Annotated in this window: 15 protein-coding genes; 6 read left to right on the plus strand and 9 right to left on the minus strand. The window is 29.0% G+C overall.

Annotation, left to right across the window (positions count from 1 at the left end; all coding sequences use genetic code 11):
- Window positions 1–2: 2 nt before the first annotated feature.
- Together HA152_RS08115 and HA152_RS08120 are read right to left on the minus strand one after the other, a co-directional pair.
- Window positions 3–554: a DoxX family protein gene (locus tag HA152_RS08115; protein ID WP_209135363.1), complete on the minus strand. Its 552-nt coding sequence runs from the start codon at window positions 552–554 to the stop codon at window positions 3–5.
- 134 nt (window positions 555–688) lie between these two features.
- Complete coding sequence (locus HA152_RS08120) at window positions 689–1,843, minus strand: FAD-binding domain-containing protein (protein ID WP_209135365.1); 1,155 nt, start codon at window positions 1,841–1,843, stop codon at window positions 689–691.
- Between the two features lie 276 nt (window positions 1,844–2,119).
- Here HA152_RS08120 and HA152_RS08125 point away from each other — a divergent pair, with 276 nt between their 5' ends.
- Together HA152_RS08125 and HA152_RS08130 are read left to right on the plus strand one after the other, a co-directional pair.
- Window positions 2,120–2,866 carry an NAD-dependent DNA ligase gene (locus HA152_RS08125; protein ID WP_209135366.1) on the plus strand — a complete coding sequence of 249 codons (747 nt, stop codon included), beginning with the start codon at window positions 2,120–2,122 and terminating at the stop codon, window positions 2,864–2,866.
- Window positions 2,867–2,974: 108 nt separating this feature from the next.
- Window positions 2,975–3,904, plus strand: coding sequence for an oxidoreductase (locus HA152_RS08130; RefSeq protein ID WP_209135367.1), 930 nt, complete (start codon window positions 2,975–2,977; stop codon window positions 3,902–3,904).
- On the opposite strand, the gene HA152_RS08135 is transcribed toward HA152_RS08130, so the two are convergent.
- The gene (locus tag HA152_RS08135; protein WP_209135368.1) at window positions 3,899–4,165 is read right to left on the minus strand and encodes a hypothetical protein; all 267 of its coding nucleotides are present in this window, start codon (window positions 4,163–4,165) and stop codon (window positions 3,899–3,901) included. The two genes, HA152_RS08130 and HA152_RS08135, sit on opposite strands and share 6 nt — an antisense overlap.
- A gap of 100 nt (window positions 4,166–4,265) precedes the next feature.
- On the opposite strand from HA152_RS08135, the gene murD reads away from it, so the two are divergent.
- Window positions 4,266–5,681 carry a UDP-N-acetylmuramoyl-L-alanine--D-glutamate ligase gene (gene murD / locus HA152_RS08140; protein ID WP_209135369.1) on the plus strand — a complete coding sequence of 472 codons (1,416 nt, stop codon included), beginning with the start codon at window positions 4,266–4,268 and terminating at the stop codon, window positions 5,679–5,681.
- Between the two features lie 100 nt (window positions 5,682–5,781).
- Window positions 5,782–6,096: an MATH domain-containing protein gene (locus tag HA152_RS08145; protein ID WP_209135370.1), complete on the plus strand. Its 315-nt coding sequence runs from the start codon at window positions 5,782–5,784 to the stop codon at window positions 6,094–6,096.
- Window positions 6,097–6,110: 14 nt separating this feature from the next.
- On the opposite strand, the gene HA152_RS08150 is transcribed toward HA152_RS08145, so the two are convergent.
- The 6 genes from HA152_RS08150 to HA152_RS08170 all read right to left on the minus strand — a co-directional run bounded on the left by HA152_RS08150 (window position 6,111) and on the right by HA152_RS08170 (window position 10,359).
- Window positions 6,111–6,842, minus strand: coding sequence for a pirin family protein (locus tag HA152_RS08150; protein ID WP_209135371.1), 732 nt, complete (start codon window positions 6,840–6,842; stop codon window positions 6,111–6,113).
- Window positions 6,843–6,928: 86 nt separating this feature from the next.
- Window positions 6,929–7,057 carry a hypothetical protein gene (locus HA152_RS10085; protein ID WP_011863480.1) on the minus strand — a complete coding sequence of 43 codons (129 nt, stop codon included), beginning with the start codon at window positions 7,055–7,057 and terminating at the stop codon, window positions 6,929–6,931.
- Between the two features lie 82 nt (window positions 7,058–7,139).
- Window positions 7,140–7,676 carry a DUF1643 domain-containing protein gene (locus HA152_RS08155; RefSeq protein WP_209135373.1) on the minus strand — a complete coding sequence of 179 codons (537 nt, stop codon included), beginning with the start codon at window positions 7,674–7,676 and terminating at the stop codon, window positions 7,140–7,142.
- Window positions 7,673–8,158, minus strand: coding sequence for a DUF2214 family protein (locus HA152_RS08160; RefSeq protein ID WP_209135375.1), 486 nt, complete (start codon window positions 8,156–8,158; stop codon window positions 7,673–7,675). The genes HA152_RS08155 and HA152_RS08160 overlap by 4 nt, the downstream gene beginning before the upstream one ends.
- 87 nt (window positions 8,159–8,245) lie before the next feature.
- Window positions 8,246–8,995 carry a GAF domain-containing protein gene (locus HA152_RS08165; protein WP_209135377.1) on the minus strand — a complete coding sequence of 250 codons (750 nt, stop codon included), beginning with the start codon at window positions 8,993–8,995 and terminating at the stop codon, window positions 8,246–8,248.
- 131 nt (window positions 8,996–9,126) lie between these two features.
- On the minus strand, window positions 9,127–10,359 hold the full coding sequence (locus HA152_RS08170) for an NAD(P)/FAD-dependent oxidoreductase (RefSeq protein ID WP_209135380.1): 1,233 nt from the start codon (window positions 10,357–10,359) through the stop codon (window positions 9,127–9,129).
- A gap of 164 nt (window positions 10,360–10,523) precedes the next feature.
- Here HA152_RS08170 and HA152_RS08175 point away from each other — a divergent pair, with 164 nt between their 5' ends.
- Both HA152_RS08175 and HA152_RS10005 read left to right on the plus strand, forming a co-directional pair.
- Window positions 10,524–10,760, plus strand: a complete 237-nt coding sequence (locus HA152_RS08175; RefSeq protein ID WP_209135383.1) for a hypothetical protein — start codon at window positions 10,524–10,526, stop codon at window positions 10,758–10,760.
- A gap of 138 nt (window positions 10,761–10,898) precedes the next feature.
- Window positions 10,899–11,296: EamA family transporter (locus tag HA152_RS10005; RefSeq protein ID WP_245211237.1), on the plus strand; the 398-nt coding region annotated here is incomplete at its 3' end.

Consider the following 11,296-nt stretch of genomic DNA (forward strand, 5'->3'; position numbering starts at 1 on the left):
AATTAGCTTGAAGTATCTGAGAGTATGTTAGCTTGCAAAAATTGAAATAAACCACCTTTGCTTGTTTCTTCTTTAACTTCAACTTGCTTGGAAGGTTTTGCTTTTGTTGAAGATATAATTTCCTCCTCATCTTCTGATTTCAAAATTCTGATAATGACTTCATCTAAGGAGAAATTACCAGGCCCTGTTAATGCAATTGAAGTTGCTGAAGCGAAATACAAAAGTAAAAGCTCTAGTAAGAAAATATTAAAACCTGAAGTAACAAGTGCGTGGTATATAGCGACAGAAATTGTTCCAACAATTGCCAAAGCTCCGAATCTTGTGGCTAAACCTATAATTAGCAACCAACTACCACCTATTTCTGAGAATGCCGCTATGTATGATAAAAATATTGGGAATGGGAGATGTAATGGTCTTACAAAAGCATCAGCGAAATTTTCTATATTTGCTAATTTCTCATAACCGTGGTGAATAAGAACAGTTCCAGTTATAACTCTAAGAATTAATAAAGCAGTATCTTTGCTAAACGACTTGGTAAGAATTGTTGAAAGCACTATAAAAAAATTATCCTTAAGTAAAAATAACTAGTCACAGTATCCATCGTGGATTAAAGAGCAAAAGTCGTACCTAAATAAGTATTTATACTTACTTATCAACAGTGTTTTTTCTGATTAGGAATTCAACTAATTTAAAAATTATTTTTTGAAAAATTTTCTAATATTCTCTGATTTATTTTTGGAATATTTTCTTTAAATTTAAAAAACCCTCTTTTAGCAAATTTCCAAGCAAATAAATCTTCATCCCTCACAAGATTAAAGATTTTTTTATGGTGTAAATTTTTAAACTCAGTTATGAAATCATAATTTTCTCCCACTCCAGGATAAATAATGTCTATTTCGTTGGTATTTTTAAAAGTATTTTCCAATGAATAAGGATCAATCTGTTCAACATTATCAAATTGCTCTACAAATTCAGAGACCAAATCTTGTTTAAATTTCAAAACAGATTCAGACAATTTAATTTGTCTTTGTTCATTTTTTAAAAGGATAATAAATACTTTTTTATAGCTTGGAAGAAAATTTTTAAGGGTTGCAAGGTTCAGATCATTTTCAAACATAATCAGATTATCTGATTTAGGATTCATATCATTTTTATAAATCTCATCTTCAAATGGTATTTGATTAGATTCTTCAAGAAAAATTTGTTGATTACTTATTTTTTCTACATTAAATCTATTATTTGAAAACTTTCTGAGGTTTGATGATGAAAAAAGATATTGTTTTCCCTTCGTTTGCAATCCTCCGACCCATCTCCAGCTTAGGAGATTAGATGAAGCATCTCCATCAAAAAGATATTTAAAGAAAAACTTTGCTCCCAATTGCCATGGAAGGCCTAAATTAAATATCCAAGTACTCGCAAACCACATTCTTGTATGGTTATGCAAATAGTTGTACTGCTTTAATTCATAGACCCAAGAATTAAAAAAGTCTAATTCTGTATTGCCATTAATTGCACTTTTATATAGCTCATAATCAAAATCGATATTGTTTTCTGAAATAAAATTTCTCCAAACTTTAGGTCTATTTTCCATCCACCCTTTCCAGTAAACTCTCCAAAATATTTCTTCAACAAATTTAGTTGAATTTTTGACTTTATACTTATTTTTAATATCCTGGATCAGATCATACTCCGATAATATTCTATGAGTAATGAAAGGCGATAATTTTGAAACTGAACTTTCGTTATTTGGCCCAAAATCAAAATTTCTTAATTTTGCATAATCATTAATTTTGTATTTCGCAAAATTTTCCCAGGTATTTTGAGCTTTTAATAAAAATGACATTTTCTCATAACTTTAAAAAATTTTTTTTTGTATTGATAGAAATTTCAAAAATTTGCCTTCAAATTAATCCTTAAAATTTTCTATTTCACTTTTAAGTAAATATGTTTGATTGAAGTATTTAATTTAAACGACTCATAAGTACATTTTATACTTTTAAATCGCTCTCTGCGTAGGAGGATATTTAGTGTTCAATTACTTTTTAGATCTAATTTTAATTTTCAAATCTTTATTTAAATGATTTTTCTAAAAGATTTTTAAATATTTTTCAAAATTATTATGAATAATTTATTAGTGAGAGATGTTAAGTATCTAGATGAACAATACAGAATAGGTGAAGGCATGATTTCGGATGATGCATTTAAGCAACTTGAAAAGCTCTTTATTCCTGTTGATCCAGAGCCTGACTACTTTAATCAAACTAATAAACTTTTGCCAAAATTAGCCAAAGAAAACTATAAAGAATTTTTGGAAAGTTTATTAACAAAAACAAGATTAAGTATTCAACCAAAAATTGATGGCTGTGCTATTGCAATTAGATATATAGATGGCAAGTTTAATAAAGCTATTACAAAAAAAGGATTTGATGTCTCAAGCAAAATTAAACAAATTAAAAATGTCCCCGATTGTATTCCTATCAAACGAGATTTTCAAATTAGAGGTGAACTATACGCTACAAACCAAGTTGCCGGCATTTCCCAAAGAAGTACAAGAAAATACCTCAATGATAAGAAAGAGATTGGAGAAAGTCTCCGCTTTTGCTGTTTCCAAATACTTAATGGAAGACTTAATCAATATGAAACCCTTAACTATCTTAAAAAATGTGGCTTCAGCACCCCTGAAAGTTACTTCACAAATCATACAAGCGAAATCCAAATATATAGAAAGAATTGGTTAGAGAAAAAAATATTTGCGAAATATCCAACTAATGGGATAGTTATAAAAATAAATAGTAGGAAATTACAGTTACTTAGAGAGAAAGGTTTATCTCAAAATAACGAATGGCAATATGCAATTGAAAAATAATATTAAATAGTAACTTCAAAAAGTGCTCACGATACTGACTTCCAGTATTTACAGTGAAATAGTAATAAAATTTTATTTAAACTCCAAAGCAATTTGCAGGATTACTAAATGACTGCCACTATTTCAAGACCTAAAATCTCTAACTGGGGAACATCTAATATTCCAATCCTTACAGGCAAAACAGCGCTAATTACTGGTGCGAATAGTGGTCTTGGATACTACACTGCAAAGGCCTTAGCAGAAAAAAATGCTAATGTTGTTATAGCTTGTAGATCGCTTGAAAAAGCAAATCAAACTATCAAAAAACTTAAAGATCTCAATCCTGAAGGATTATTTACACCTTTAGAATTAGATTTGTCAGATTTAAAAAATATTGTTGAAGTTCAGTCCAAAATTTTTGATAATTTTGAAAATTTAGATTTACTAATCAATAATGCAGGCATTATGCATCCGCCTAAAACTCTTAGTGTCCAGGGATATGAAATACAATTTGCAGTTAATCATCTAGCTCACATGCTTTTGACCCTAAAGCTACTCCCAATTATTGAAAAAAAAGAAGAATCTAGAATAGTTACGGTTACTTCTGGAGCACAATTTTTTGGCAAAGTTGGTTGGAAAAATCTTAAAGCTGAGAACTATTACAACAAATGGGAATCTTACTCCAATAGCAAATTGGCAAATGTAATGTTTGCTTTGGAACTAAATGAAAACTTAAAGCACAAAAATATACTTTCTTTAGCTGCTCACCCTGGAATTGCAAAAACAAATCTCTTTACTGCTCAAAAACCTAACCCTAGTCCATTAGAAATTTTCTCCTTGGAATTATTTAGCCCTATTTTTCAAACTGCTGAAATGGGTGCTTTACCTCAACTTTTTGCAGCTACTTCACCAGATGCAAGAGGCGGTGACCATTATGGTCCTAGATTTAATTTCAGAGGTCATCCAAAACTATCACCTACTTCTCCTTTCGCTATGAATAAAAAAGAAAGAAAAAATTTATGGGAAAAAAGCCTTGGAATACTTAGTAAATTCTTATAAATTTTTCATTTTTACTAACTTTAGAAAATACTTCAAGATATGTAATTCACTCTCTGAAAGTTTCATAAATTCTGTTAAGGCATCATAATTTTTTTCATCAATTTTTTTTGACAATTTAATAAAACTATCTTGGTTTTCATTAACAAAGCGCTCAGCAATCTGAGACGGAGTTAAACCCTTTTCAATTAGTTCACCTGGAGCATTTTTCTCCCACTTTTCATAAAACCAAGAGAACCAATATTTTGCAGTATTTTCTTCCATTAATTAACTTTTCTTTGGCAAATATTATAAATGCTGAAGAAAGATCTCATGATTGAATTACCCCTTAAACACAATTAATATAAATGCAATTATAAATTTAATGATAGATAATCATTCTAGTAAAGGAAATATTAATCTTATAATCGGGTTAGGTAGATCTGGATTTTGGGCTGCCAAGTATTTGAGAAGCATCAATAAGAGAGTAATTGTTTGGGAAAGTAAAGATGGGATAGAATTCTTAGAAAGAAAAACAGAATTAGAAGACCTTAATATACTAGTTTCTCTGAATAAAGAATTTGTATTTGAAGAAATTCAACCTTTTGTGAAAGAGATCGAATCTGTTGTTGTAAGTCCATCAATACCTTATGACCACATAACTATTATTGAATTAAAAAAAAAGGGAATTAAAGTAATTGGAGAAATTAATGTTGCATGGGAAATTTTAAAAGACACAAATTGGATAGGTATTACTGGCACTAATGGCAAGACTACTGTTACTCATCTACTAAGCCATATACTCTGTAATACTGGATTATATGCTCCTTTTGCTGGAAATATTGGTACACCTTTATGTAAATATGCTCACTCCAAAAAGCATGAAAAAATTGATTGGGTTGTAGCTGAATTAAGCAGTTATCAAATAGAAATATCTCCAGAAGTAAAACCTAATATTGGAATATGGACAACCTTCACAGAAGATCATCTTGAAAGACATAAAACACTTGAAAACTATTTCAACATAAAAAAAAGCTTGCTAGAAAAATCTGATTTTAGAATTTATAATTATGACGATAAAAATCTAAGAAATCACTACAGTTCGCTATCAAGTGGGGTTTGGATAACAACTAGTTTCGATAAATCAAATTTTATTCAATGCGATTATTGGATAGATGATCAAGCATACATTGTTGAGAGAGGAAAGAAATTATTCAAACTTGAACATTTTTCTTTAAAAGGAATGCATAATCTTCAAAATCTTTTATTGGTAATTGCAGCAGCTAGAAAAGTTGGATTATCTGGGAAACAGATTAAAGATTCTTTATCTAATTACAAACAATTACCCCATAGGATGGAAACAATTTATAAAAATAATGATCTGGAAATAATTAATGATAGTAAAGCTACAAATTTTGACTCATCTATTGCAGGAATAAATTCAATTGAAGGTCAAATAATAATCATTGCTGGGGGTAGATTAAAAGGCAATGAATATAGTAAGTGGATAAAACTTTTAAAGAAAAAAGTTAAATGTGTTTTCCTTTTTGGAGAAAGCTCAAAAGTCCTAAAAATGGCGCTTATTAATGAAGGATTTAAAAAAAATATTTTTGAATTTTCAGAACTAAAAGAGCTTTTAAATTTTGTTTTTCATTATTTACAAAATAATAGGGTTGGAACATTATTATTCTCACCTTCATGCTCTAGTTTTGATCAATTTAAAAATTATGAAGAGCGTGGAGATTATTTCAAGAAACTAATAAGTGAAAAATTTAAGGTTAATAAATCCATTTTTTGTTAAGGTATTATTTCGTAATTTTCAGGTCGGTCATCACAACCGTCTCCCCTCTAGCAAATATTCACTTAATTAGTTAGATTTTGACTATAAATTACTACTAGTGATGAGTGAATCTAACAAGTTACCTCAAGCAATAAGTCATAAAAAATTAAGTTACTTGATGCTTAAGGCACAAAAGGATTCTCTTTTTTCTGATGAATTAGCAGAAATAGAAAGTTCCGAAAAAAGAGAATTTGAAGAGTTAATAAATACTTGGGAAGCTTCAACTAAGAAAGTAGTTAATGAGTTATCAAAAAGAAAAAAGAATTTACTAAAAGATAAATCACCGAATTCTTTAATTGCTCTTGGTGCTATGGAAGTTCATCTTAATATGGCTTTGCAAGCCTTAAATGAATTTAATAAAGAAGTTGATGGGTAAAAGTAACATATAAATTACAAGGAAGGCATCGAAAATAAGAGAAAATCTAGGTCTTTTTCAGTATCTATAAAGATATCATCATAATAATTAACTTCAAAACCCAAGCCGTCTCCAGATTCGAGACATATATTTGAATTAGAGTCTTTACTTTTTAATATAAGATTACCTTCTATTATTTGTATCCAATTATATTTATCGATTTTTAATGGCAATTTTTTTTCTTTAATTGGCTTGTATTTACAACGCCATAAAGAGATACTTTGATTTAGAAAAAGCTTATTATTTTTTACGTCTTTGTAATTAAAAATAAGATTATCCCACAACTTTTCATTTAATGAAATTTGATCATATCGGGGGTTGATATTTTCTTTTTGAGGGTATATCCAGATCTGGAACAACTTACAGGTCTCATTTTCTTCATTCTTCTCGCTATGAGAGATTCCAGTTCCTGCAGACATAACTTGTACTTCATCTTTGCGAATTTTTCCAAAATTATTTAACGAGTCTCTATGAGTTATTGCTCCTTTTGTTACGACAGTAATTATTTCCATATTTGCATGAGAATGTTTATTAAATCCTGCATTAGGAGAAATAATATCTTCGTTTATAACTCTAATTTTCCCAAAATTATCCCATTTTGGATCTCTATGCTCTGCGAAAGAAAATGAATGCATCGAATTTAGCCATTCTCTAGTCGATCTAAATCTTTCGTGAGATTTCCTTATTTTAATTATTTTCAAAGACATAAATACTAAGAAATAAATATGGTGTATTTGTGTAAATTAGATATTTTGAAAATTATAAATTATGAATAAGTGATATTACTTTTTATTTATTTGTTAATTTTACTTTGTGCTTTATTTGCTTTATTAATTATTTTTTTTGCTTCTTCTCTCGTAGAACATTTTTCTGCCTCAACATTCAAGTTTTTTAGTTTATTTAGTTGCTTTGAAATTTTCATATAAGGTTAACTTAACAAATAGAAATTAACACATATTTAATGGAATAGCTAAAAATACAGGTTTGCATTTGAGCCTTGCTACCTAAAAATAAGATTTGAGGATGGAATTGTCGGAACAGTATAGAGGATGTATTGGATTATCTTTGATTGTTTTCTTAATTAAAAGTGGTCCAAGAGGATTATCAAAATTATTTTTCCTAATTGAGTTATATTGTATTATTTTTTTTGATATTTTTTTATTTCTATTGAGAAATTTCCCTTTGTTACCCCAACCTAACCATAAATCACAATTTTTATTTTCAGACCAGTGTTTTAAGTTTTTATTAATAAGATTATTGTTTAGATGACCCACAGGATTTTTGTGATTAAAAAGTTTTTCTGGTTTGCTTGAAATAAGCGCAAATAGATTGATTAATCTTACTTTGCCATAATTATTGTTTTTCGAAATTTTGATTATCTTTTTTGTTGTATTATCTAAGAAAACTTCATCCGAAAATGAGGGATTTAAACCAATAAAAATAATTTCCTTTGTAGATTTAGAAATCTTATAACTTAAACTCCATCTATATAGTTTGTTAGCACTTATTAAACAATTTCTTTCTAGAAATAAATTTTTCAACCTAAACCTACACCTCTAGCCATAAGAGTGGCAAACAACGGTATTGTTGCAAAGCCTACTAATTCAGTAGTAATGATGAATCTAAACCTCTTAACTAGATTCTCAGATATTTCAGGTAATTTATTCTTACTTAATGGAATAGCCCATAAGATATATGTTGTTGTTGGGTATAAAGAAAGTAATCCCACTATGATATATAGAGAAACTTTTATCCAAAACACAGGATTACCTGTATAGAAATCACCTCCTTGACCAAAATACTTAACACGCAAAATCCCAGTAACTAATATGGCAACTCCTGCTAAACCATAAACCACATCTGCAACTATCATTGAGATCGTCTCATTTCTATTAAGACCTACTTTGAGAGTCAATCTTTCAAACAAAAGAGAACCGAAGCACAAAATAATTCCTAAATAATGAACATATGCCACTAATGCACTTTTAGCAATTTCACCTGTTAATAAAGTTCCTAATAACATGTTCAAGTCAAAATTTATACAATCCTAACCACCAAATGAAGAATTTGTTTAGAAATAAATTAATAACTTAAAAGCAAGGTATTAAATCTAAGACTCTAAATACCTTTTCTGGCCATCTTCAAAAAAATCCTTTTTATTCCATACTTCGATTACATCTGGGAAATGTTTTTCCATACAATTATCACAAACCCCATGACTGAATCTAATATCACTAATTTTCGAAAGATATTTTTCTAAATGCATCCAATCGCCCTCCTTATTTTTCACTTCTCTGCAATATGAACAGACAGATAAAATACCTTCCTGTTTGTGCAAGTTAGACAATGCATCTAGCAAGTTCAATGACTTTTTTCTAAGCTCTAAAAATGAAACTATTTGCTTGGATAATAATTCCATAATATTGAATTGTTGTGTAGTGAGATTTCCTGGCTTTCTATCTATTACACAAAGAGTTCCAAGTTTATTACCATCACTATTTCTAAGGGGAAAACCTGCATAAAAACGAATCTTGGGGTCTCCTGTTACCAATGGATTATTTATAAATCTTTCATCTTGGAAAGCATCATGAATAATTAATGGACTATTTTCTTTTATTGCGTGGGTACAAAAAGACCAATCTCTTCTAGTTTCTGATATTTGAAGTCCTATTTTGGATTTAAACCATTGTTTATCTTTGTCTACCAAAGTCATTAAAGAAATAGGCACATTACAGGTTGCAGCAGCAATTTTTGTAATATCGTCATAACATGATTCTGGCTTGGTTCCCAAAATCCTGTATTCTGCTAAAGCTTTTAATCTTCTTTCCTCTTCTTCTTTTTTTGATACAAGATTCTGCATTAATCTTCACCAATAATTAAAACTTTAAAATTAAAATTTCTTCAAAAAACTTTTTCCGTCTAATACTTAATAAAAAAAAGATAAACTTATTGATTTGTCACTTACTGATTTATTATTTATTAATTTATTTTTTAATGATTTAACTTTGACACTGCCATCCCAGCGATCCATCCACTTGTCCAACAATGTTGAAAATTAAATCCACCTGTGATTCCATCAACATCCAAAACTTCTCCAGAAAAAAATAAACCTGGACAAATTAAGCTCTCCATACTTTTAAAATTAACCTCATTAATTTTTACGCCTCCGGAAGTAACAAATTCTTCACCAAATGGACCTTTGCCCGAAATTATATATTTATCCCTCATTAGAATATTTATCATTTTCTCCCTTTCATCCGCCAGTAAATCAGCCCACTTTTTCTCTTTATCAATACCTATTTTCTTTAATAAAAAAATCCATAATCTTTTTGTTAATAGTGGCACAGGTCTAGTGTTAATTAGATTTACCTTGCCTTTATTTAATCTTAAGTAATTAACTTTTTCTTTTAAGTCCTTATAACTTAAAGAAGACCATTTAATTATTAGGTTAAATTTATATTTTTGGCTATAAAGTTCCCTTGCTGCAATGGATGAAAGTTTTAATACTGCTGGCCCACTAAAACCCCAATGAGTTATTAGTAAATCGCCTCTATTTTGAAAATTCTTATTGTTTAATTTAATTTCTATATCTATGCCCTTTATCGATACCCCAGTACATTCATCCAAATTTGGTTCTTGTGTTGAAAAAGTAAAAAGTGATGGTACGGGTTTAACAATGTTATGTCCAAGATTTTGAGCTAATTTATATCCGCTTGGATTACCTCCAGTTGAAAGAGCAATATTTTTTGAAATTAACTTTGCTTTTTTAAGACTAAAAATATTGAATATATTATCTGGAGTTTTTGAAATTTCTTTTACAAAAAATTTTGTTAATATTTCTACGTTTTTTGATAAAGCACTTTTTCTCAAACAATCAATAACATCTGAAGAAGAATTAGACACTGGGAATACTCTTAGATCTTCCTCAATTTTTAATTTTAACCCTTTTTTCTCAAACCAATCATATACATCTCCAGCTGCAAAACGATTAAATGATTCCAAGAGCTGAATTCCACCTCTGGGGTAATTATCAACTAGTTCATTCGGTATCCATGTCGCATTAGTGACGTTACATCTTCCACCTCCACTAATCCTTACTTTCTCCATAAGTTTTGAAGTGCCTTCAAGAATTATTATTCTTTTTACTCCATGTTCAGCAGCAGTAATTGCTGTCATAAAACCAGCTGCACCTCCTCCTATAACTGCTAAATCAAAAGGTTCCAAAAACTTATTATTCAATATGCTTCAATTTGATAATAGCAAGGAGTTACAAAGAAAAATTACTCCAAAAACTATAAAACTACATAATAAATAGCTGCAATTAACTAATTTTTAAATTTCTAAAAGAAATCAACGCATTCGTTATTTTTATGCTTTAACTTGATTAAATGAGATTAATATTTTCTTACGTTAAATATTCTGAAGCCAGTTTTCCTATGACTGGTCAATATACTGCTCTTCTTTTAATAACTTCTGTTATTTGGGTTCTACTTTGGTTTGGTTATAGACAAAATAAGATAAATGATGAGATCAAGAAAAAAGAAAAAGAAGAAAGAATTAATGCGAAAGTTAAAAGAAGGGAGAAATTAGAGAGTTTGTACCCTACTAATAAAAAAACTGTTTAAAATGAATTTTTTGAAAATATGAAAAAAAATAATTTCAAATCAATAATTCAGTACTTACCCGGGATTTTGATTCTTGTTTATGTATCCTTTTTAGCATTTACTCAATTTATAAAATAAAATTTTTAAACATTATTCGTTTTGATTGGAATCCTTTCTGCTTTTGGAGCTGCTATATCTTGGACTTATGCGTGCTTTATTTGGCGCGCGCAAACTCAAAAATATAAATCAATAGATATAAATTTAATAAAAAATATAATAGCTTTTATAGTTTTTATACCTGCTCTTATTTATCTAAATTCTATAACTCAATTAAAAAACATATTTATCCTACTAATAAGTGGAATAATAGGTATTGGTTTAGGTGATACTTTCTACCTAAAGTCATTACAAACAATTGGCACAAGAAAAACTTTATCTATAGAAACTCTTTCTCCGTTAATGGCTGCTTTGTCAGGGGAAATTTTTATTAATGAAAATTTAACAACTAAATCATGGGTTGGAATACTCATAGTATCGATTTCTTTATTCATAATTCT

Origin of the sequence: Prochlorococcus marinus XMU1412 (assembly GCF_017696315.1) — a bacterium.
GTDB classification, from domain to species: Bacteria; Cyanobacteriota; Cyanobacteriia; order PCC-6307; family Cyanobiaceae; genus Prochlorococcus_A; species Prochlorococcus_A marinus_AF.